This is a genomic window from Nonomuraea sp. NPDC051298 (assembly GCF_055586305.1).
In genome coordinates, this window is sequence record NZ_JBVJIM010000011.1 from 173,853 (window position 1) to 195,845 (window position 21,993).

A 21,993-nucleotide genomic window follows, 5' to 3' on the forward strand; every position below is an offset into this window, starting at 1 on the left:
GCGCGAAATCAGGGCCGCAGGACCGCTCTTCGACGTCCGGTATCGTGTTTCCCCGGATGGACACTCTGTCTGCCCTGCCGCTGCCCTGGGAATAACTTTCCTTGCATTCGATCTTTTCCTATGTCTATAAAGGGCGGCATACGGTTTACCGACCCACCTCTGAGTATGCGATCTCTTATCAGATTCCTTACGCCCGTCCTGGCCTGCCTGGTGGCCGTGACCGGCTCGGCCGGCGCCGCGAAGTCCGCCGCCCGCGACCGCCTCGACGACTTCTACGACCAGCGTCCGTCCTGGTCAGGGTGTGGCGACGGCTATGAGTGCGCGACCCTGCCGGTCCCGCTCGACTACTCCGAGCCGACCGGCGACCAGATCGGGATCAGCATGGTCCGCCTGCCGGCCACCGGTGACAAGATCGGCTCGGTCGTGCTCAATTTCGGCGGTCCGGGCGCGTCCGGCGTGGATTCGCTGAAGGCGAGCAAGGAGACCGTGACCGCGGACCTCCGCGAGCGTTTCGACGTGGTGAGTTTCGACCCGCGCGGCGTCGGCGGCTCCGCTCCCGTGCACTGCATGGGCGCGGTCGACCTCGACGCCTATTTCGCCATCGACCCGACCCCCGACACCGACGCGGAGGTCAAGCAGGCGGAAGAGTGGGACAAAGTATTCGCCAAGAAGTGCCTGGCGAAATCCGGCGAGAAACTGCTCGCCCATGTGGGCACGGTCGACACCGCGCGCGACCTGGACGTGATGCGCGCCGCCCTCGGCGAGCAGCGCCTGACCTACCTGGGCTTCTCGTACGGCACCTACCTCGGGGCGATCTACGCCGACACGTTCCCGACGCGGGTGCGCGCGATGGTGCTCGACGGGGCCGAGGACCCGTCGCAGAGCAGCGACCAACTCGTTCTCGACCAGGACCGCGGCTTCCGGATGGCCACGGAGTCGTTCCTGCGCCAGTGCCTCGACCAGGGCGACTGCCCGGTGCGCGGGCACACGGTCAAGGCCGCGACGAAGCGGCTCGACGCGCTCTACGACCGCGCCGACCGGACGCCGCTTCGCAACGACTCCGACGGGCGGCAGGTCACCGAGGCCGTCGTGCGCAGCGCGGTGGAGTACGCGATGTACCAGCCCGACAACTGGCCCCGCCTGCGGCTGGCGCTGACCGACGCCTTCGGGGGCGACGGGACGAGGCTGCTGGCGCTGTCCGACGAGGGCAACGGGCGGCGGTCCAACGGGCGCTACGACAACAGCTTCGAGGCGCTCATGGCCATCAACTGCGTCGACCACCCGGAGAACCCGTGCCCGAACTGGCCGGTCAAGGGCACCCGCTACCCGAAGAAGGTGCAGGCCAAGGGCGCGCCGCCGATCGTGGTCGTGGGCACGACGCGTGACCCGGCGACGCCGTACAAGCTGGCCGAGGCGCTGGTGGCGCAGCTTCCCGGCGGCGTGCTGCTCACCAACGACGCCGACGGCCACACCGGGTACGGCAGGGGCTCCGCCTGCCTCGACGGCAAGATCGACCGGTACCTGATCACGGCCGAGGCGCCGCGCCCCGGAACGTGCGCCGATCTGACCACCGCCGCGATGTCCGACCCGGCGTGAGTGCGACCGTCCGCGCTGAAGCGACCGGGTAGGCACACCGGGTGAGCACAGCGGTCTGGTGACGGTTCAGGAGGGCAGTCCCACACCTCGGTGTGGGACTGGTGTCGTTCGGGTCAACCCTGGCCGTGCCTGCGTGGTGGCCCGGGTCGCAGCGGGAGAGATTGGGCGGACGTAGCCGGAGATTCCCGCCCGAGGAGCCCATGGAGTCGCTGCTGATCCTGCACGCGGTGGCGGCGGCCTGCGCTCCCTGGCTGGTGGCCCGTCTGGGTCGCGCCTCCTTCGCCCTGCTGGCCCTTCCCCCGGCCGCCGGGCTCGCGTACACGATCTGGCTGGCGGTGCGGGGCCTGCCGAGCCGGGAGAGCACCCCGTGGGCGCCGGTGCTGGGGCTGGAGCTGTCGTTCCGCGTCGATCCGCTCGCCGTGGTGATGATGTCGCTGGTCACCGGGGTCGGCGTGCTCGTGCTCTGCTACAGCGCCCGCTACTTCCCCGAGGGCGAGGCCGGGCTCGGCCGCTACGGCGGCGTGATGGTGGCCTTCGCCGGTTCGATGCTGGGCCTGGTGACGGCCGACGACCTGCTCCTGCTGTACGTGTTCTGGGAGCTGACCACCATCTTCTCCTACCTGCTCATCGGGTACGACCCCGCGAGCCGGACGAGCCGGCAGGCCGCGATGAAGGCGCTGGTGGTCACCACGTTCGGCGGCCTGGCCATGCTGGCCGGGTCCGTGCTGCTCGGGCAGGCGGCCGGCAGCTACCGGATCTCGCAGATCGTCGCCCACCCTCCCGCCCTGGCCCCGGCCGCCCTGGTGCTGATCCTGGCGGGGGCGCTGTCGAAGTCGGCGATCTTCCCGTTCAGCACGTGGCTGCCGGCCGCGATGGCGACGCCGACGCCCGTGTCGGCGTACCTGCACGCGGCGGCCATGGTGAAGGCGGGGGTGTACCTGCTGGCCCGGCTCGGCCCGGCGTTCGGCGACCTGGCGTGGTGGCGGGCGGTGGCGGTGCCGCTCGGGGTCGCGACGATGCTGCTGGGCGGGTGGCGGGCGCTGCGGGAGAACGACCTGAAGCGCCTGCTGGCCTACGGCACAGTCAGCCAGCTCGGCCTGCTCGTGGTGCTGTTCGGGGCGGGCACGCGGGGGGCGGCGCTGGCGGGGGCGGGCATGCTGGTGGCGCACGCGCTGTTCAAGGCGGCGCTGTTCCTGGTGGTGGGCATCGTCGACCACGCGGCCGGCAGCCGTGACCTGCGGGAGCTGAGCGGCGTGGGCCGGGCGGCGCCGTGGGTGTGCGGGGTCGCGGTGCTCGCGGGGGCGTCGATGGCGGGGCTGCCGCCGCTTGCGGGTTTCGCGGGGAAGGAGGCGGCCCTCGAGTCGCTGCTGGACTCCCCGTTCACGCTGGCGGGGGTGGTGGCGGGGGCGGCGCTGACGGCGGCGTACACGCTGCGGTTCCTGTGGGGGGCGTTCGCCGGCAAGCCGGGCAGGCAGGCGCGGCCGGTGCGCGGGACGCCCGCCGCCATGTTCGCGCCGGCCGCGCTGCTGTCGGTGCTGGGCCTGGCGCTCGCGCCGTTCGCCCCCTGGTACGCGGGCGCGGTCTCCGGCTACACGGGCACGTTCCGCGACCCCGGACACCAGGCCCACCTGGCGGCCTGGGCCGGGCCCTCGCTGCCGCTGCTGCTGTCGGCGGCGGCGCTGGCGGCCGGGGTGCTGCTGTTCCTGGCCAGGGAGCCGGTGGCGCAGACGGGCGTCGCGCTGCAGGCGGTGGACTCCGGCCAGGTGTTCTGGTCGGCGGTGCGGCGGCTGGACCGGTTCGCCATCCAGGTGACCGGCCTCATCCAGCGCGGCTCCTTGCCCGACTACCTGGTGCTGACGCTGGTGGCGACGGTCGGGGTGGGCCTGTTCTCCCTCGCGTACGGGGGCGCCCCCCACCTCGACGTGCCGGTCGTGGCCTGGCAGCGGCCCGAGCAGCCGGTGATCGCCGTGCTGCTGACGGCGGCGGCCGTACTGGCGCTGTACGCCCGCGCCTCCATCCTCCTGGCCCTGGTCGCCGGCCTGACCGGCTACTGCACGGCGCTGCTGTTCCTCGCCCACGGCTCCCCCGACCTGGCGCTGACCCAGTTCCTCGCCGAAACGCTGAGCCTGGTGGTGTTCGCGCTGGTGCTGCGGCGGCTGCCGGTCGACCCGGTCAAGGGGCGGCTGCCGATGCCGTTCCGGCTGGGGCTGGGGCTGGCCGTGGGCGTGGTGGCCACGGGCGCGGGCATGCTGGCGACGGCCGCGCGGACCACCGAGCCGGTCGGCGCGCTGATGGGCGGGGCGGCCGAGCAGGCCGGGGCCCGCAACGTCGTCAGCGCCATCATCCTCGACATCCGCGCCTGGGACACGCTGGGCGAGAGCGCCGTGCTCGTGGTGCTGACGCTGGGCGTGACGAGCCTGGTGTTCCTGCGGCGCAGGGCGTACCGGATCGAGCCGAGCGAGGCGGGGCGACGGCGGGGCACGCACTGGCTGGCGGCCACGCTGCCGCGCGGGCAGCGGGCGCTGGCGTTCGAGGTGGCCGCCCGGCTGACGTTCCACACGGTGCTGGCGCTGTCGGTGTTCCTGATGGTCATCGGGCACAGCGCGGTGGGCGGCGGGTTCGCGGGCGGCATCGTGGCCGGGCTGGCGATCACGGTGCGGTTCCTGGCGGGAGGCAGGAACGAGCTGGCCGCGGCGGTGCCGGTGCACGCGGGCGTGCTCATGGGGGCCGGGCTGACGTTGTCGGCGGGCACGGCGCTGATCGGGCTGCTGTTCGGACGGGCGGCGCTGGAGATGCTGGCCACGGACGTGAGCGTGCCGGTGGTGGGACACGTGCACCTGTCCACGGGCCTGCTGTTCGACCTCGGCGTCTACGTGTCGGTCGTCGGCATGGTCCAGGACGTGCTGCGCGCCCTGGGCGGCGAGCTGGACCGCCAGATCGACACGGAGCCCGGGGCCGAGACCACCGCGGGCGGCGCCGCTGTGGGCGACGCCACTGGGAGTGGCGCGGAGGGGCGGGCGTGAACAGCGTCTCCCTGGCGCCGTTCGCCGCCTGCTGCGTGATGATCACCGTGGGCGTGACGCTGCTGCTGGAGCGGAGCCTGGTACGGGTGCTGGCCGGCGTCATCGTCCTCGGCAACGGCGTGAACCTGCTGATCGTCACCTCCGGCGGCGACGCGGGCGGCCCGCCCTTCGTGGGCGACCGCGGCATGGCCGACCCGCTGCCGCAGGCCATGGTCCTCACCGCCATCGTGATCACCCTGGGGGTGACCGCGTTCCTGCTGGCCCTGGTGCACCGCTCGTGGCAGCTCACCGGCAGCGACGAGGTCCAGGACGACACCGAGGACCGCCGCGTACGGCTGCGCGCCCGGCGCGGCGAGCTGGGCGACGCCGTACGCGCCCGGCGCGACGCCTACCGGCGGCTGGTCGTCGAGCAGCGGGCGGAGCTGGCGAACCTGCAGGCCGAGCAGGCCGAACGGGAGCGGCTGGAGGAGGCCGATCTGGAGCGGCGCATCGCCCGCGTGCACACCGAGCTGGAGCGGTGGATGCGCGGGCACCGGCAGCGGGGCGTGACGGAGGAGGAGCTGCAGCGCCGCTTCGAGGACGTGGGCCTGCGCGACGACCTGGGCGGCCTGAGCAACCTCGAACGCATCGAGCAGTTGCGCGAGGAGTACGAGCGGGGCCGCAGGGAGCAGACGGCCAGGGAGAAGACGCTGCGCAGGAAGCTCAGGGCCCGCCAGCGCGAGTCGCGCAGGCAGTTGCGGGCGGCGATCAGGGAGGAGCGGGAGCGCCAGGCCCTGGCCCAGGACCCCGAGCTGGAGGGCGAGGACTGACGCCATGGACGGCCCGATCCGGCTGGAGAGCCTCGTCTGCGTGCCCGTGCTGCTGCCGCTGCTGGCGGCCGGGGTGAAGCTGGCGATCGGCGCGCGGCTGCGCCGGCTGCAGTCGTTCATCAGCCTGGGCACGCTGGGCCTGTCGCTGGCCGTCTCGGTGGTGCTGCTGGTCGCGGCCGACTCGCGCGGGCCGCTGGTGACCGACCTGGGCGGCTGGGCGGCGCCGGTCGGCATCTGCCTGGTGGCCGACCGGCTCTCGACGCTGGTGCTGGTGGTGTCGTCGGCGGTGACGTTCTGCGTGATGGCGTACTCGGTGACGAGCGCGTACGACGAGCAGGAGCACGACGCGCCGATGGCGATCTTCCATCCGGCGTTCCTGGTGATGGTGGCGGGGGTGGCCGACGCGTTCCTGTCGGGCGACCTGTTCAATCTGTTCGTGGCGTTCGAGCTGCTGCTGAGCGGCTCGTACGTGCTGCTCACGTTCGGCGGCACCGAGTCGCGGATCCGGGCGGGGGCGACGTACACGGTGATGGCGCTGGCGTCGTCGATGTTGTTCCTGATCGCGCTGGCCGTCACCTACGGCGCCACGGGGACGCTGTCGATGGCCCAGCTCGCCGAGCGCTTCTCCACCCTGCCCGCGCAGGTGCGGACGCTGGTGGAGCTGACGCTGCTGCTGGCCTTCGCGATCAAGGCGGCGATCTTCCCTGTGTCGGCGTGGCTGCCGGACTCCTACCCCACCGCGCCCGCCCCGGCCACGGCCGTGTTCGCCGGGCTGCTCACCAAGGTGGGCGTCTACTCGATCATCCGCCTGGAGGCGCTGCTGTTCCCCGGCGGGCCGGTCTCGACGCTGCTGATGTGGGTGGCGCTGGCCACCCTGCTGACCGGGGTGCTGGGCGCGGTGGCACAGACCGACATGAAGCGGATGCTCTCCTTCACCCTGGTCAGCCACATCGGGTACATGGTGTTCGGGGTGGCGCTGTCCACGGTGGCGGGCCTGGCGGGGGCGATCTTCTACGTGGTGCACCACATCACCGTGCAGACGAGCCTGTTCCTGGTGACGGGGCTGGTCGAGCGGCGTACCGGCACCACGTCGGTGACCCGGCTGGGCGGGCTGATGACGGCGACGCCGCTGATCGCCGTGCTGTTCTTCGTCCCGGCCATGAACCTGTCGGGCATCCCGCCCATGTCGGGGTTCCTCGGCAAGCTGATGCTGGTGCAGGCCGGGTTCGCCCGAGGGGGGTGGCTGCCGGTGACGCTGGTGGCGGCGGGGCTGGTGACGAGCCTGCTCACGCTGTACGCGGTCGCCAAGACGTGGGGCAAGGCGTTCTGGCGCGGCCCGCGCTCCGAGCTTCCCGGCCAGGTCGTGGAGAGCGAGGAGTACACCGGCGAGGACCCGACGGTGACCACGACCAGGCTGCCGGCTGGCCTGACCGTGGCGGTGTCGGCCCTGGTCGTGCTGGGGCTGGCGTTCACGGTGCTGGCGGGGCCGCTGTCGGCGCTGGCGCACCGGGCGGCGGCCGAGCTGATGGCGCGCGAGCCGTACGTCACGGCCGTGCTCGGGAGGCCGTCATGAGGCGCGGCCGGGGGCGGGCGGGGCCGGGCGGGGTGGTGAGGCTCCCGTGAGGCGGGACGTGCTGGCGCCGCGCCTGTTCGGGCGGCGGGTGCCGCTGCCGCTGGTGGCCTGGCTGGCGCTGGTGTGGGTGACGCTGTGGGGCGACCTGTCGGCGGGCAACGTGCTGGGCGGGCTGGTGACGGGCCTGGTGGTGACGTGGGCGTTGCCGCTGCCGGTGCTCGACCCCGGCATCCGGGTGCGCCCGCTGCCGCTCGTGCGGTTCCTGCTCTGGTTCGGCTGGGACATGGTGACCTCGACCGTCCGGGTGGTCTTCTGGGTGGCGCATCCGGGGCCGCCGCCGGTGCGGCTGGTACGGGTGCCGCTGCGCACGTCGTCGGAGTCGATGACCGTGATGATCATGATCGCGCTGACCACGGTGCCGGGCAGCCTGGTCGTCGAACGGTATCCGGGAGAGCTGCTGCTGCACGTGCTGGGCCGCCCCGGCGACATCGCGGACGCCGTACGCGCCGACGTGGCGGGGCTGGAGTCGCGGATCGTGGCCGCGTTCGGCACCCGCCGGGACCGGGAGGAGCTGGGATGACGACGGTGTACCTGCTGACGCTGGCCCTGCTGGGCTGCGGCGCGGCGGCCGCGCTCTACCGGGTGGGGCGCGGGCCGTCGATGCTGGACCGGGCGGTGGCGCTGGACGTGTTCACGTCGCTGTCGATGTGCGGCGTCGGGGCGTTCGCCGTGATCAGGAACGACTACTCCGACCTGCCGATCCTGCTGGTCCTGTCGTTGCTGGGGTTCGTCGGGTCGGTGTCGCTGGCCCGGTTCTTCGCCGATCGCACGGGAGAATCGGGCCGGGCGGGGGACTCGGGCCGGGCGGAGGAGGGGCCGCGATGAGGGCGCTGGACGTGGCGGCCGGGGCCTGCCTGCTGACCGGCGCGGTGCTCGCGCTGTCGGCGGGGGTGGGGCTGGTGCGCTTCCGCACCACGCTGGAGCGCATGCACGCCGGTACGAAGCCGCAGGTGCTCGGCGTGCTCCTGGTGCTGCTGGCCATGTGGCTGCACCGGCCCACCTGGACGGACGCCGGGCCGCTGCTGCTGGTGGGCCTCTCCCAGGTGGTCACCGTGTCGGTCGCGGCGTACATGGTGGCGCGGGCGGCGTACCCGCGTCAGTCGTCCGGCGACGACACCGGGCCGCCGTCCGACGAGTGATCCGCCCGGTCCAGGCTCGGCTGCCCGAACCAGGTCCACAGCGCCAGCACGGCCACCAGGCCGGCGGTGATCCAGGCCAGCGTCGCGTTGAACAGGTAGCCGACCACGAACATGGTGGACGTGGTCATCGACACCGCCAGGGCGAACGCGCCGAGGATGCCGTACGTCCTGGAACGCCGTACCAGGGTCTCCTTGCGGCCCTGGTGGAAGAGGACCCGGTGCTGCGCGGTCGGCGCGATGTAGCAGACGGACGCGATCGCGGCGCTGACCAGCGCCGCGTAGTACAGCCACCGGTTGACCTCGCCCAGCCGGGCGAACCCGGGCGAGAACGGCACGGTGAGCAGGAACGCGAACAGCACCTGCACGCCGGTGACCGCCACCCGCGCGCCCTGGAGCAGCTCGACGAAGTTACGGTCCGCGCGCTCCCATCGAGACTCGTGCCTCACACCGCCTCCCACCCCGAATACAAGAGGCTTCCTCTTCCAAGCCGGGCGGCGCTAAAACCTCGGTACGAGGATCTTCGCCGGAGTGATGGGCAGTTGGCGCACCCGGTGGCCGGTGGCGTGGTGGACGGCGTTGCCGATCGCGGCGGCCGTGCCCACGATGCCGATCTCGCCGATGCCCTTGCTGCCCATCGGGTTGAGCGCGCCGTCGCGTTCCTCCAGCCAGACCGCCTCCACGTCGGGCACGTCGGCGCACGCGGGCACGTGGTACTGCGCCAGGTCGCGGTGGAGGAAGCCGCCGAACTCCGCGTCGGTGAGCGTCTCCTCCATCAGCGCCATGCCCACGCCCATCGTCATGCCGCCGATGAACTGCGACCTGGCCAGCGTGGCGTCCACGATGTGCCCGGCCGCGAACACGCCCAGCAGCCGCGCCAGGCGCACCTCGCCGGTCACGGCGCTGACCCGGACCTCGGCGAACTGGGCGCCGAACGCGTGCCGGGCGAGCGGGGCGTCCGCCCGGATCTCCTCGGCGGTGTCGGCGCGGCCCTCCTTGCCGTCGCGGCGCAGGTCCTCGCAGGCGCGTACGACCGCCGTCCCCCACGAGGCCATGCCCATCGAGCCCCCGGCGAGCGGCGCGTCCGGCAGGTCGCTGTCGCCCAGCTCCAGATGGATCCGCTCGGGGGCGACGCCGAGCGTGCTCGCCGCGATCCTGGCCAGCGCCGTGCGCGCGCCGGTGCCGATGTCGGCGGCGGCCAGCCGGACGAGGAAGTCGCCGTCGTGCACCGTGGCCACTGCCTTGCAGGGCAGCCGCCTGGCCGGGTACGTCGAGGCGGCCACGCCGGTGCCGACCAGCCACTCCCCCTCGCGCCTGATCCCCGGCGCCGGGTCGCGGTGCTCCCAGCCGAAGCGGCGGGCGCCCTCGCGCAGGCAGGCCACCAGGTTGCGCGAGCTGAACGGCAGCCCGCTGTCCGGCTCGGTCTCGGCGTCGTTGCGGACGCGCAGTTCGACCGGGTCCAGGCCGGCGGCGTAGGCCAGCTCGTCCATGGCCGACTCCAGCGCGTACATCCCGGGGCACTCCCCGGGGGCGCGCATCCAGGACGGGGTGGCCACGTCCAGCCGGACGAGCCGGTGCGCGGTGCGCAGCGCGGGCGTGGCGTACATGACGCGGGCCACCACGGCGGTCTGCTCGGCGAACTCGACCAGGGTGGAGCTCTGCTCGTACGCGACGTGCTCCAGCGCCGTCAGCCGCCCCTCGGGGTCGGCGCCGAGCCGCAGCCGCTGGATCGTGGGCGTGCGGTAGCCGGTGACGTCGAACATCTGCTGCCGGGTGAGCACGATCTTGACCGGGCGGCCCACGGCCCTGGCGGCGAGCGCGGCCAGCACGGCCTGCGGCCTGGTGGTGCCCTTCGAGCCGAACCCGCCGCCCACGTGCCTGGAGACCACGCGTACCCGCTCGGGCGGCAGGCCCAGGGTCGCGGCGATGAGGTCGCGGCTGGCCGTGGCGCCCTGCGCGGTGTCGTACACCATCAGGCGGCCCTCGTCGTCCCAGAAGGCCAGCGCCGCGTGCGGCTCCATCGGGTTGTTGTGCAGGACGGGCGTCTCGTACGTGACGTCCACGGTGGCCGCGGCGGCCTCCAGACCGGCCTCGACGTCGCCGTGCCCGGTGTCGGTGGGCAGGCCGGGGTTGACGACCTCCGGCCGGTAGAGGCCGGGGTGGTCGGCGCTCAGGCGGACGTCGTGGTCGTCGGGGTCGTAGTCGACGCGCACGGCCGCGGCGGCGGCGCAGGCGTTCTCGTAGGTGTCGGCGACGACGGCGGCGACGAGCTGGCCCCGGTAGGCGACCTCGCGGCTCTGGAACAGCGCCAGCTCGGGATCGGCGTCCTCGGCCAGGCGGGGCGGGTCCTCGCAGGACAGCACGGCCAGCACGCCGGGCATCTCCAGCGCCTGGCCGCCGTCCACGCGCTTGATGCGGCCCTTGGCGATGCGCGACTGCACCGCGCAGGCGTACGTGACGCCCGCGACCGGGTATTCGGCGGCGTACGTGGCCAGCCCCGTGACCTTGACGCGGGCCTCGACGCGGTTCACGGCGTGAGCCCTTCCAGCGTGGCGACGATCAGGTTGCGGGCCAGCGGCACCTTGAAGGCGTTGCGCGGCAGCGGGCCGGCCTGCTCCAGCTCGGTCTCGGCGGCTCGCAGGTACGCCTCCCCGGTGGCCGGGCCGCCGGCCAGCGCCCGCTCGGCCCGTTCGGCCCGCCAGGGCACGTGGGCCACGCCGCCGAGCGCGACGCGGCAGCCCGCGACCGCGCCGTCGCGTACGTCGAGCACGGCCGCGACGGACACCAGCGCGAACGCGAACGACGCCCGCTCGCGCACCTTCCTGTAGGCCGAGGCGCCCTCGGGGGGCGGCGGCAGCTCCACGGCGGTGATGAGGTCGCCGGGCTCCAGCACGGTGTCACGCTCGGGCTCGTCGCCGGGCAGGCGGTGCAGCCCCGGCATGGGGATGATCCGGTCGCCGCCGGGGCCGGTGACGTGCACCTGCGCGTCCAGCGCGGCCAGGGCGACGGCCATGTCGGACGGGTGGGTGGCCACACAGGCGCCGGACGCGCCGAGCACGGCCAGACCGGCGTGGTCCCCGGCGATCGCGGGGCAGCCGGAGCCGGGGCGGCGCTTGTTGCAGGGCCGGGTGACGTCCTGGAAGTACGCGCAGCGGGTGCGCTGGAGCAGGTTGCCCGCGACGGTCGCGACGTTGCGGACCTGGCCGGAGGCGCCGGCCAGCACCGAGCGGGCCAGCATGGGGTAGCGGGCGCGGATGAGCGGGTGGGCGGCCAGGTCGCTGTTGCGGACGGCGGCGCCGACGCGCACCCGGTCGCCCACGGGCTCGATGGCGTCGAGGGGCAGGCGGCTGACGTCGAGCAGGCGTTCCGGCTCGGCCACGCCCAGCCGCATGAGGTCCACCAGGTTGGTGCCACCGCCCAGGTACATGGTGCCGGGGGCGAAGCCGCGCACGGCCTGCGCGGCGGTGGCGGCGCGGGCGTACTCGAAGGGTTTCACCGGGCCACCTCGGCGATCGCGCTGACGATGTTGACGTACGCGCCGCATCGGCACAGGTTGCCGCTCATCCGCTCCCTGATCTCCTCGGGCGTCAGCTCGGGGTCGGCGAGGAGGTCGCCGGTGACGGCGCTCGGGCCCGGCTCGCCCAGCATCCCGGCCGCCGAGCAGAGCTGCCCCGGCGTGCAGTACCCGCACTGGAACGCGTCGCGCTCGATGAACGCGGCCTGCAACGGGTGCAGGTTCTCACCGTCGGCGAGCCCTTCGACGGTGGTGACCTGCGAGCCGTCCACCGCCACCGCCAGCGCCAGGCACGAGACGGCCCGCCGCCCGTCGATCAGGACCGTGCAGGCGCCGCACTGGCCGTGGTCGCAGCCCTTCTTGGCGCCGATGAGCCCGAGACGTTCGCGCAGCAGGTCGAGCAGCGACATCCGCGGGTCCACGTCCACCGTGCGGGGCACGCCGTTCACCTGCAGGGTGATTTCCATGGCGCACGACTACCCGAGCCGCAGAAGGGACAACCCCTGAGGGCGGTAAAGCCGGATCAGCCGTTCGTCCCTTGGCGTCCGTTTTGGCGGAACGGTGGGGGGTAGCCGGGCGGGCATGGGCCGGGCCATGGACGAGCAGACCGCGGAGCAGGCGGCGATCCTCACCGTCAACGCCGGATCGTCGAGTCTGCGGCTCGACCTCGTACAGGGGGGCAGCCTGCTGGACAGCGCCCGGTCCGAGCGGGCCGTCGACCCCGCGGCGGCCGGGGAGGAGCTGGACAGGTTCCTCGGCGGGCACTTCGACCGCGACATCAGGGCGGTGGCGCACCGGCTCGTGCACGGCGGCGACGTGGTACGCGCGCCCGCGGTCGCCGACGACGAGACGGCGGCGGCGCTGCGCGGCCTGACCAGCCTGGCTCCGCTGCACCTGCCGCCCGCCCTGGCGCTGCTGGACGCGGCCCGCGAGCAGTTGCCCGCCGTGCCGCACGTGCTCTGCCCCGACACGGCCTTCCACGCCGGGCTGCCCGACGAGGCCGCCACCTACGCCCTGCCCGCCGAGTGGCGCGACCGGTACGGCCTGCGCCGCTACGGCTTCCACGGCCTGTCGTACGCGTGGGCCGCCGACCGGGTGGCCGAGCTGCTCGGACGGCCCCTGGCCGAACTCGACCTCGTGCTCGTCCACCTGGGCGGCGGCTGCTCGGTGTGCGCCGTGTCGGGCGGGCGCAGCCTGGACACCTCGATGGGCTTCACGCCGCTGGACGGGCTGCCCATGTGCAGGCGTTCCGGCAGCGTGGACCCGGGGATGCTGGTGTGGCTGCTGAGGCAGGGGGACCTGTCGGTGGCGGAGCTGGCCGAGGGGCTGGAGAGCCGTTCTGGCCTGCTGGGGCTGTCCCGAGGCCGCTCCGCGGACACGCGGGAGCTGGTGGCGGCCGAGCGGGACGGCGACGCGGCCGCCGGGCTGGCGCTGCGCGTGTTCGCCCACCGGGTGAGCCGGGAGATCGCCGCCGCGGCCACCTCGTTGCGGCGCCTCGACGCGCTGGTGTTCACGGGGGAGATCGGCTGGGACCAGCCCGAGGTGCGCGAGGCCGTCTGCGGGCGGCTCGGGCTGCTCGGCGTGGGCCCGCCGGTGCTGGGCAACCGGCACGACGACGGCCCGGTCAGCGCCGGCGACGCGGCCGTGCCCGTCCTGGTGGTCCAGGTACGCGAAGAGCTCCAGCTCGCCCGCGAATGCCTGCGCATGCTGGCCGAGGACGTGTGACCGGCCGCTGGTGCTCGGGCGGCGTGTGACCGGACGGCGTGTGACCGGACGGCGTGTGACCGGACGGCGTGTGACCGGACGGCGTGTGACCGGACGGCGTGTGACCGGACGGCGTGTGACCGGACGCTGGTGCTCGGACGGCATGTGATCGGGCGGCTCGTTGCCGGGTGAGGCGCCCTGGGTGAGGCGTTTGTCGGTCGCGGATGGTTGGATCTCCCGTGTGGAGGCGTCCGTCGAGCAGCTCGTCTACGTCCGTGACGACGAATACACCGTCGCGCGCATGAGCGCCGACGGCGAGCCCGAGTTCGTCGCCACCGGGCGGGCGCTGGCCGGGGTGCAGCCGGGCGAGACGCTGCGGCTGCTGGGCGAGTGGGGCAGGCACGCCCGTCACGGCCGGCGCTTCGCGGTCAGCGCCTGCGAGCGGGTGACCCCGTCGTCCGTCCGGGCCATCCGCGTCTACCTGGGGTCGGGGCTGATCAGGGGCATCGGGCCGCGGCTGGCGTACGCGATCGTCGACCACTTCGGCGAGGCCACGCTCAAGGTCATCGACACCGAGCCCGCGCGGCTCACCGAGGTCGTCAACATCGGGCCGCAGCGGCAGGGCCAGATCGTCCAGGCGTGGCAGGAGCAGAAGGCCATCGCCGCGCTCATGGTGACGTTGCAGGGGCTCGGGGTCAGCCCGCTGCTGGCCGCCAAGATCTACCAGGTGTTCGGCCACGACGCCGACGAGGTGCTGGCCACCGACCCCTACCGGCTGATCGGGCGGGTCAGGGGCATCGCCTTCCGCATCGCCGACCGCATCGCCCTGCAGGCGGGGGTGCCCGAGCGCAGCCCGCAACGGATCCAGGCGGCGCTGCTCGACCGGCTGGAGGCGGCCGGCAACCGCGACGGCCACTGCTTCGTGCCCGTGCCCACGCTGGTCAGGGAGACGGCCGAGCTGATCGAGCAGGATCCCGACCTCGTCCGGCCGATGATCGACGCGCTGGCGGCCGAGCGGCGGCTGGTGGTGGAGGCGGCGCCCGACCGGCCTGGGCAGGCGGTGGCCTACCTCAAGCACGTGCACAGCCGCGAGGTGGCGCTCACCGCCCAGCTCACGGCGCTCGTACGGGCCCGCTCGACGCTGCCGCTGCGCTCGTTCCGCGAGGACCCCGAGCTGCACGACGACCAGCGCGCCGCGATGACGATGGCGCTGACCAGCACCGTCTCGATCATCACGGGCGGGCCGGGGTGCGGCAAGAGCCACACGGTCAGGGCCATCGCCACGGCGGTGCGGGCCGGGGGCGGCACGGTGACGCTCACCGCCCCCACCGGCAAGGCGGCCAAGCGGCTGTCCGAGCTGACCGGGCTGCCCGCGATGACCGTGCACCGCATGCTGGCCCAGCAGCCCGATCCCGACCCCGAGACGCTGTTCGACGAGCGGCCTTCGCAGGCCGACCTGATCGTGGTCGACGAGGCGTCCATGCTCGACCTGCACCTGGCCACCCGGCTCACCGCCGCCGTCCGGCCCGGCTGCCACCTGCTGCTCATCGGCGACGGCGACCAGCTCCCCAGCATCGGCGCCGGCGACGTCCTGGCCGACCTGCTGCGGGCCGAGGCGATCCCGCGCGTCCAGCTCACGCACGTGTTCCGGCAGGCCGACGGCAGCGGCATCGTCGACGCCGCCCACCGCATCCGCGCCGGCCGGCTGCCGGGCACGCCGGGCGGGGGCGGCTTCTGGTTCGAGGAGCTCGACGACCCCGAGCAGGTGGCCAGGCGGGTGGCGCACCTGGCGATGGTGGCGATCCCGCGCAAGCAGGGCGTCGAGCCGGGCGAGGTGCAGGTGCTGTGCCCGATGCGCAAGGGCGACACCGGCGCCACCGCGCTCGGGCGGCTGATCCAGGACCAGCTCAACCCGGCCGCCGACGACAAGCCCGAACATTGGTCGGGGGCCACCGTGTTCCGGGTGGGCGACCGGGTGATGCCGATCCGCAACAACTACGACAAGGGCGTCTTCAACGGGGAGACGGGCACGGTGACGGCGGTGGTGCGGGAGGAGCGTACGGTCGAGATCCGCACCGACGACGGCGAGACCGTCCGCTACGGGTTCGACGAGCTCGACGACCTCACCCACGCGTACGCCATCAGCGTCCACCGGTCGCAGGGCAGCGAATACCCGTTCGTGGTGGCGCCGATCGTGGCGGAGGCCGGGGGGATCATGTTGCGGCGCAAGCTGCTGTACACGCTGGTGACGCGGGCCAAGGCGTGGGTGGTGCTGGTGGGGCAGCGGGAGGCGCTGGAGCTGGCCGTCCACCGGCTGGGGCACCGCCGCAACACGGGCCTGGCCCGGCGGCTGACCCTCGGCCTCGACACCTGACCCCGGTTCCGGCACCCCGGTGCCGTGGTCGGCCCGACTCACGACTCATCGCAGGATGCCACAATGGTCGGTGATGTCAGCCGACTCCCTGGCTCGTGCCACCGCCTCCCTTCACGGTCTGCTCGTGGGTGACGCGCTCGGCTCCCAGTTCTTCGTCCCGGCCAACAGGCAGGCGCTGCGCGAGCGTACGCCGCCGCCGGGGCCGTGGCAGTGGACCGACGACACCGAGATGGCCTGCTCCGTCCACCAGGTCCTGGCCGGGCGCGGCCGGGTCGACCAGGACCTGCTCGCCCGCGCGTTCGCCGACCACCACGACTTCGACCGTGGCTACGGCCCGGCGACCGGCCGGATGCTGCGCCTCGTCCGGCAGGGCGGCGACTGGCGGGCGCTGGCGGCCGAGCTGTTCGACGGCAAGGGGTCGTGGGGCAACGGCGCGGCCATGCGGGTGGCGCCGCTCGGGGCATGGTTCGCCGGAGACGTGCCGCTGGCGGCGGCGCAGGCCCGGCTGTCGGCCGAGGTCACGCACACGCACCCGGAGGCGGCGGCCGGGGCGGTCGCGGTGGCCGTGGCGGCGGCCGTCGCGGCGGCCCCTGCGCGGCCGACTCCCGGCGGGCTCATCGACGAGGTGCTGCGGCACACGCCGCCGGGTCCGGTGCGCGACGGCATCGCGCTGGCCCGCCGCCTGCTGACGATCAGCGACCCGGTGCTCGCCGCGCGGCGGCTCGGCAACGGCCGGGCCGTCTCGGCCCAGGACACCGTCCCGTTCACGCTCTGGGTCGCCGCCCGCCACCTGAACGACTACGCCGCCGCCTTCTGGACCACGGCGGCGGCCGGCGGGGACGTGGACACGACGTGCGCGATCGTGGGCGGCATCGTCGGCGCCCGCACGCCGCCGCCACCGGAGTGGCTGCGCCAGAGCGAACCGCCCCCGTCCTGGGCCGACGTGCCGGCCCCACGCCGTCCCGACACGCCCGCCACGGACTGAACCGACATGCCCGCCACGAGCAGGGCCGACGCGCCCGCCACTGGCTCCGCCGACGCACCCACCACGGGCTGGGCCGACTGGTCTGCCATGGGCTGAGCTGCCGTGATCGGCCGTGGGCGGGCGCGCCGCGTCCCGCTCATCGGATGCCGAGGGGGAAGGTGCGCTCGAAGGCGAGGCTGAACGTGCGGGTGACCCAGCCCTTGCCGCCCCGTTCGCCGTCGGGGTCGGGCAGGGTGCCCGCGAGGATGGCGCGGCGGATCGCCGCCACCTCGGGCGAGCGGTCCCGCCGTCCCGCCAGCCGCCCCCGGTCGAGGACCAGCTCCACGACGTGCTCGTACTTCCAGCCGGGCGCGTATCCCATGTTCACCTGCAGGTCCCCGATGAGGCCCCGCCCGGCCAGCAGCCTGCCCGTGAACGGCACGTCCACCCGCAGCGGGGCGACCGTGAAGGAGCCGTCCTCCGTGTCCTCGGCGAGCGGCGTCCCGAAGATCGCCGTGCCGCCGGAGGCCGGGCGCCCGGCCACGGTCGCGTGCGGGCCCAGCGTCAGCTCCCGCAGGATCAGGCGCCCGTCGTCCACGGTGAAGGAGCAGACGAAGCCGCGGTAGCAGGCCGTGTGGAACGGCCCTGGCACGATGCCGTGCCCGGCGGGCTCGAAGAGCGGCTCGGCGCCGTCCACGGCGGCCAGCGCGTGGGGCGTGGCGTCGACGTCGATCGTGTCCGGGATCTGCGCGGTCACCAGGAGAACGTCTCATGCCCGTGTGACGCGGTGGAACATTGAGACGCATTCGAAATCGGCTTGGCGGCGGAAGCCGGGTACGCGAGCATGTCCTCGATGGACGAGCGTCGTATGACACGCATTTCCAAATACCTGGCCAGGCACCTCCGGCACGACCCGCGGCGCATCGGCCTCACCCTCGACCCGGGCGGCTGGGTGGAGGTGGAGGAGCTGCTCAGCGCCGCGGCCGAGCACGGGTTCCCGATCACGGCCGACGAGCTGTGGGAGGTCGTCGCGTCCAACGACAAACGCCGCTACGCGCTCGAGGACGGGCGGATCCGGGCCAGCCAGGGCCACTCGGTGCCGGTCGATCTCGGCCTGCCCGCGGCCGAGCCGCCGGAGGTGCTCTACCACGGCACCGTGGGCCGGTTCCTCGCGGCCATCAGAGCCGAGGGCCTGCGGGCGATGAACCGGCACCACGTGCATCTGTCCGCCGACCGGCAGACGGCCACCCGGGTGGGGGCGCGGCGCGGGGCTCCGGTGGTGCTGGTGGTGGTGGCGGCGGGGGCGATGCGCGCCGACGGGCACACGTTCCGGCTCAGCGCGAACGGGGTCTGGCTGGTGGATCGCGTGCCTCCGGCGTACCTGCGGTTCCCGTCCTGAGCCCTACCCGGGGCCGAGCCGGGCGTTAGGCGGAGGCGGCGCGTTCTCCGAGAGGGCGGCGGCGCTGGGCCGGGTCGGTCAGCGAGCGCGGGCGCCAGGCGCCGTCCGGGTGGTAGAGGTTCGTGCCGGGCGGGACGATCTCGTCGATGCGGTCGAGCGTCGCGTCGTCGAGCGTGAGCGAGGCGCCCTTCAGCAGGTCTTCGAGCTGCGCCAGGGTACGCGGCCCCGTGATCACCGAGGTGACGGCCGGATGCGCGGCGGCGAAGGCCACGGCGAGCTGCGGCAGCGTGCTGCCCAGCCCGTCGGCCACCTCGGCGAGCTGCTCGACGGCCTCCAGCTTGACCACGTTCTCGGGCAGGGCGGGGTCGAAGCGGTGCGGCGTGAGCTTGGCGCGTCCGGCGGACATGTCGACGGGCAGCCCCTTGCGGTAGCGGCCCGACAGGTAGCCGCTGGCCAGCGGGCTCCACGTGAGCACGCCCATGCCGTACCGGCGGCAGAGCGGCAGCACGTCCTTCTCCACGCCCCGCGCGAGCAGCGAGTACGGCGGCTGCTCGGTCCTGAACCGGTACAGCGCGCGCCGCTCGGCGACGTGGTGCGACTCGACGATCTCCTCGGTGGGGAACGTCGAGCAGCCGAACGCGCGGATCTTCCCCTGCCGGACGAGGTCGGTCAGCACCGCCAGCGTCTCCTCGACGTCGGTGGTGTGGTCGGGCCGGTGAACCTGGTAGAGGTCGATCCAGTCCGTACGCAGCCGCCGCAGGCTCTCCTCGACCTCCCGCGTGATCCACAGCCGCGAGTTGCCGCCCCTGTTCGGCCCCTCCCCCATCGGGAAGTGCACCTTGGTCGCCAGGACGACCTCGTCCCGCCGCCCCTGCAACGCCTTGCCGACGATCTCCTCCGACTCGCCCGAGGAGTACATGTCGGCGGTGTCCACGAAGTTGACGCCCTGGTCGAGGGCGGTGTGGATGATCCGGGCACACTCGTCGTGATCGGTGTTGCCCACGGCCCCGAACATCATGGCGCCCAGGCAGTGGACGCTCACCTCGATGCCGGTGCCCCCGAGTACGCGGTAGCGCATGGTGGTCGAACTCCCTGACGGTCGGCGGAGACGCTTGCGGAGCGACCCTACGTCCTGGAGCCGACTCCAGATCAAGTACGCGTCCTGGCCACCGCCCCCGGGCTAGACACTCAGCGCGGAACGGGCGGCCATGAGCGCGAAGCCGAGCAGGTTCAGCCCCTGCCACGCCGCCGGGGAGGCGGCGCGCTCGTCGCCCGCGGCCAGGCCGATGCCCCACACCCGGTCACGGGGGCTGGCCTCCACCAGGACGCGCTCCCCGTCCCCGAACAGCCACGCCTTGTGGGCCATCATGTAGTGCTCGGCCGAGGCGAACGTGTGCCCGTCCTCGGTGAAGGTGACCGGCCACCACTGGCTCAGGCATCCGGGACCGGCGCCGCCGTCGCGGGCGGGCTGGTGGCCCCAGAAGAAGACGTACTTGAGACGGCGGCCGGACCGCTCGGCGGCGATGAGCGCGTCCACCGTCATGGGGATCTCGTCGGACATGTCCCTCACCGTCCCACACCGGGGACCGGTAGCGTACGGCACCGGGGGCGTCAAGAACGCGTGGTTTCGTCGTCAAGGACGTGCCGGTACGCTGGCGCCCACCGGGCTGTTACGGTAGTGCACGGCGCGCCGGGAAGTCTGGTCGGCATGAGACTGCCGGTCGGCTGCTCGGGGAGGCGTTCACGATGTGCGACCGTTGCTCTGCGGAGTGGAGCGGGGCTCGGTGATGGGGGTGCTCAAACCGCTCTCGTCCCGTTTCACGCATCCGGCGCAGGTCGTGGCGATCGGGTTCGGGCTGGCCATCACGACCGGCACGCTCCTGCTCATGCTGCCCATCGCCACCACCGACGGCGAGTCGGCGGGCTGGGTGGCCGCGCTGTTCACGGCGACGTCGGCCGCGTGCGTGACCGGGCTGGCGGTGGTCGACACCGCCGCGCACTGGTCGGTGTTCGGCGAGCTGGTGATCGCCGGGCTGGTCCAGGCGGGCGGGCTCGGCATCATGACCATGGCGACCGTGTTCACGCTGCTCATCTCGGGCCGGTTGGGGCTGCGCGCCCGGATCGTGGCCCAGACCGAGACCAAGTCCCTGAGCATGAGCGACATCCGGCGGGTCATCCGCAAGGTGGTGCTGTTCAGCCTGCTGTGCGAGGTGCTGACCGCCGTCGTGCTCACCGGCCGCTTCATGATCGCGTACGACGAGTCGTTCGGCCGCGCGGCCTACCTTGGCGCCTTCCACGCGGTGATGGCGTTCAACAGCGCCGGGTTCACGCTCTGGTCCGACAGCCTCATGCGGTTCGTCTCCGACGCCTGGATCTGCCTGACCATCGCCGTGACCTGCATCGTGGGCGGGCTGGGCTTCCCCGTGGTGTTCGAGCTGGCCCGCTCCTGGCGGCACCCGCGCAGGTGGAGCGTGCTGACCCGGATCACGGTGGGCGTGTCGGTGACGCTGCTGGTGCTCGGCACGCTGGTCTTCCTGCTGACCGAGTGGCGCAACCCGAAGACGCTCGGGGCGCTCGACGACTCCGGCAAGCTGCTGGCGGCCTTCTTCACCGCGGTCATGCCGCGCTCGGCCGGGTTCAACGTCCTCGACATCTCCGAGATGCATCCGTCGAGCTGGCTGGCGACCGACCTGCTGATGTTCATCGGCGGGGGCAGCGCGGGCACGGCGGGCGGCATCAAGGTGACCACGATCGGGCTGCTGGCGTTCGTGGTGTGGGCCGAGTTGCGCGGCGAGAGCCGGGTACACGTCGGCCACCGCAGCCTGCCCGACACCACGCAGCGCCAGGCGGTGACGATCACAGTGCTGGGGGTGGCGCTGGTGGGCGTGGCCACGTACGTGCTGCTCGCCCTCACCCCGCACGACCTCGACCGGGTGATGTTCGAGGTGGTGGCGGCGTTCGGCACGGCGGGCCTGTCCACCGGCATCACCGCCGACGTCGGCACGGCCGGTCAGCTCCTGCTCGTGCTGCTCATGTTCGTCGGCCGCCTCGGCCCTCTCACCCTGGGCTCCGCGCTGGCCCTCAACAGGCGGACCCGCCACTACGAACTCCCCGAGGAGCGAGTCATCGTTGGCTGACTACACGAGCAATCCGGTGGTCGTCATCGGCCTGGGCCGCTTCGGCACGTCGCTGGCGCTGGAGCTCACCCGGCGCGGCACCGAGGTCCTGGCCATCGACCACCGTCCGAAGATCACCCAGGGCCTGGCGGGGCGCATCACCCAGATCGCCACCGCCGACGCCACCGACATGGAGGCGCTGCGCCAGCTCGGCGTGGCCGACTTCTACCAGGCGGTGGTGGCCGTGGGCAGCGACATCGAGGCCAGCATCCTCACCACGTCGCTCCTGGTCGAGCTGGAGATCAACGACATCTGGGCCAAGGCCATCAGCACCCAGCACGGCCGCATCCTGAGCCGCATCGGCGCCCACCACGTCGTCTTCCCCGAGCACGACATGGGCGAGCGGGTGGCCCACCTGGTAAACGGGCGCATGCTCGACTACATGCAGGTCGACGAGGACTTCGCGCTGGCCAAGACCAGCCCGCCCAAGGAGTACGTGGGCATCCCCCTCGGCCGCTCCAACCTGCGCCGCAAGTACGGCGTCACGATCGTGGCCGTGAAACCGCCGGGCGAGGAGTTCACGTACGCGACGGCTGAGACTGAGCTGACGTACGGGGACATCGTGCTGGTGTCGGGGCGTACGGAGCAGGTCGAGCGCTTCGCCGAACTCCCCTGAACCATTGCCCGCGCCGATCACCTGAGTGGGGTCGGACCCGGCTAGGCTT

The 21,993-nt window shown here is 73.2% G+C and carries 20 protein-coding genes; 13 read left to right on the forward strand and 7 right to left on the reverse strand.

Going from position 1 to position 21,993, the window contains the following annotated elements; genetic code table 11:
* The first annotated feature begins 165 nt into the window (after positions 1–165).
* From ACZ6S0_RS29225 to ACZ6S0_RS29255, 7 genes are all read left to right on the forward strand, one after another.
* Positions 166–1,596, forward strand: coding sequence for an alpha/beta hydrolase (locus ACZ6S0_RS29225; RefSeq protein ID WP_465922513.1), 1,431 nt, complete (start codon positions 166–168; stop codon positions 1,594–1,596).
* A gap of 200 nt (positions 1,597–1,796) precedes the next feature.
* Positions 1,797–4,619 (forward strand): Na+/H+ antiporter subunit A, encoded by a 2,823-nt coding sequence (locus ACZ6S0_RS29230; protein ID WP_465922514.1) that lies wholly within the window; start codon positions 1,797–1,799, stop codon positions 4,617–4,619.
* Positions 4,616–5,428 carry a Na(+)/H(+) antiporter subunit C gene (locus ACZ6S0_RS29235; RefSeq protein ID WP_465922515.1) on the forward strand — a complete coding sequence of 271 codons (813 nt, stop codon included), beginning with the start codon at positions 4,616–4,618 and terminating at the stop codon, positions 5,426–5,428. Before ACZ6S0_RS29230 ends, ACZ6S0_RS29235 begins: the two co-directional genes overlap by 4 nt.
* Positions 5,429–5,432: 4 nt before the next feature.
* Entirely contained in the window at positions 5,433–7,001 is a 1,569-nt protein-coding gene (locus tag ACZ6S0_RS29240) for a Na+/H+ antiporter subunit D (RefSeq protein WP_465922516.1), read from the forward strand.
* Positions 7,002–7,047: 46 nt separating this feature from the next.
* On the forward strand, positions 7,048–7,581 hold the full coding sequence (locus ACZ6S0_RS29245; RefSeq protein WP_465922517.1) for a Na+/H+ antiporter subunit E: 534 nt from the start codon (positions 7,048–7,050) through the stop codon (positions 7,579–7,581).
* Complete coding sequence (locus tag ACZ6S0_RS29250) at positions 7,578–7,886, forward strand: MrpF/PhaF family protein (RefSeq protein ID WP_465922518.1); 309 nt, start codon at positions 7,578–7,580, stop codon at positions 7,884–7,886. The genes ACZ6S0_RS29245 and ACZ6S0_RS29250 overlap by 4 nt, the downstream gene beginning before the upstream one ends.
* Entirely contained in the window at positions 7,883–8,200 is a 318-nt protein-coding gene (locus ACZ6S0_RS29255) for a cation:proton antiporter (RefSeq protein WP_465922519.1), read from the forward strand. Before ACZ6S0_RS29250 ends, ACZ6S0_RS29255 begins: the two co-directional genes overlap by 4 nt.
* On the opposite strand, the gene ACZ6S0_RS29260 is transcribed toward ACZ6S0_RS29255, so the two are convergent.
* From ACZ6S0_RS29260 to ACZ6S0_RS29275, 4 genes are read right to left on the reverse strand one after another with little or no spacing between them, the layout of a single operon-like run.
* Positions 8,158–8,646: a DUF6328 family protein gene (locus tag ACZ6S0_RS29260; protein ID WP_465922520.1), complete on the reverse strand. Its 489-nt coding sequence runs from the start codon at positions 8,644–8,646 to the stop codon at positions 8,158–8,160. The genes ACZ6S0_RS29255 and ACZ6S0_RS29260 overlap by 43 nt on opposite strands.
* A gap of 51 nt (positions 8,647–8,697) precedes the next feature.
* Positions 8,698–10,728 carry a xanthine dehydrogenase family protein molybdopterin-binding subunit gene (locus ACZ6S0_RS29265; RefSeq protein WP_465922521.1) on the reverse strand — a complete coding sequence of 677 codons (2,031 nt, stop codon included), beginning with the start codon at positions 10,726–10,728 and terminating at the stop codon, positions 8,698–8,700.
* Complete coding sequence (locus ACZ6S0_RS29270; protein WP_465922522.1) at positions 10,725–11,693, reverse strand: FAD binding domain-containing protein; 969 nt, start codon at positions 11,691–11,693, stop codon at positions 10,725–10,727. Before ACZ6S0_RS29270 ends, ACZ6S0_RS29265 begins: the two co-directional genes overlap by 4 nt.
* Positions 11,690–12,178 carry a (2Fe-2S)-binding protein gene (locus tag ACZ6S0_RS29275; RefSeq protein WP_344872150.1) on the reverse strand — a complete coding sequence of 163 codons (489 nt, stop codon included), beginning with the start codon at positions 12,176–12,178 and terminating at the stop codon, positions 11,690–11,692. The genes ACZ6S0_RS29270 and ACZ6S0_RS29275 overlap by 4 nt, the downstream gene beginning before the upstream one ends.
* A 127-nt stretch (positions 12,179–12,305) precedes the next feature.
* Here ACZ6S0_RS29275 and ACZ6S0_RS29280 point away from each other — a divergent pair, with 127 nt between their 5' ends.
* The 3 genes from ACZ6S0_RS29280 to ACZ6S0_RS29290 all read left to right on the forward strand — a co-directional run bounded on the left by ACZ6S0_RS29280 (position 12,306) and on the right by ACZ6S0_RS29290 (position 16,774).
* On the forward strand, positions 12,306–13,436 hold the full coding sequence (locus ACZ6S0_RS29280) for an acetate/propionate family kinase (RefSeq protein WP_465922523.1): 1,131 nt from the start codon (positions 12,306–12,308) through the stop codon (positions 13,434–13,436).
* Between the two features lie 220 nt (positions 13,437–13,656).
* Positions 13,657–15,789, forward strand: coding sequence for an SF1B family DNA helicase RecD2 (gene recD2 / locus ACZ6S0_RS29285; RefSeq protein WP_465922524.1), 2,133 nt, complete (start codon positions 13,657–13,659; stop codon positions 15,787–15,789).
* A 73-nt stretch (positions 15,790–15,862) separates the two neighbouring features.
* Positions 15,863–16,774 (forward strand): ADP-ribosylglycohydrolase family protein, encoded by a 912-nt coding sequence (locus ACZ6S0_RS29290; protein ID WP_465922525.1) that lies wholly within the window; start codon positions 15,863–15,865, stop codon positions 16,772–16,774.
* A 136-nt stretch (positions 16,775–16,910) separates the two neighbouring features.
* Here ACZ6S0_RS29290 and ACZ6S0_RS29295 read toward each other — a convergent pair whose 3' ends face one another.
* Complete coding sequence (locus ACZ6S0_RS29295) at positions 16,911–17,510, reverse strand: hypothetical protein (RefSeq protein ID WP_465922526.1); 600 nt, start codon at positions 17,508–17,510, stop codon at positions 16,911–16,913.
* 96 nt (positions 17,511–17,606) lie between these two features.
* On the opposite strand from ACZ6S0_RS29295, the gene ACZ6S0_RS29300 reads away from it, so the two are divergent.
* A complete protein-coding gene (locus ACZ6S0_RS29300; RefSeq protein ID WP_465922527.1) occupies positions 17,607–18,152 on the forward strand; it encodes an RNA 2'-phosphotransferase in 546 nt (181 codons plus the stop codon).
* Positions 18,153–18,177: 25 nt separating this feature from the next.
* Here the strand turns inward: ACZ6S0_RS29300 and ACZ6S0_RS29305 are convergent, their stop codons facing one another.
* Together ACZ6S0_RS29305 and ACZ6S0_RS29310 are read right to left on the reverse strand one after the other, a co-directional pair.
* A complete protein-coding gene (locus tag ACZ6S0_RS29305; RefSeq protein WP_465922528.1) occupies positions 18,178–19,230 on the reverse strand; it encodes an aldo/keto reductase in 1,053 nt (350 codons plus the stop codon).
* Positions 19,231–19,332: 102 nt separating this feature from the next.
* Entirely contained in the window at positions 19,333–19,713 is a 381-nt protein-coding gene (locus ACZ6S0_RS29310) for an NADAR family protein (RefSeq protein ID WP_465922529.1), read from the reverse strand.
* Between the two features lie 226 nt (positions 19,714–19,939).
* Between ACZ6S0_RS29310 and ACZ6S0_RS29315 the strand changes: the two genes are divergently transcribed.
* Positions 19,940–21,289 carry a TrkH family potassium uptake protein gene (locus ACZ6S0_RS29315; protein WP_465922664.1) on the forward strand — a complete coding sequence of 450 codons (1,350 nt, stop codon included), beginning with the start codon at positions 19,940–19,942 and terminating at the stop codon, positions 21,287–21,289.
* Positions 21,282–21,944, forward strand: a complete 663-nt coding sequence (locus ACZ6S0_RS29320; protein WP_465922530.1) for a potassium channel family protein — start codon at positions 21,282–21,284, stop codon at positions 21,942–21,944. Before ACZ6S0_RS29315 ends, ACZ6S0_RS29320 begins: the two co-directional genes overlap by 8 nt.
* The last annotated feature ends 49 nt before the right edge of the window (positions 21,945–21,993 follow it).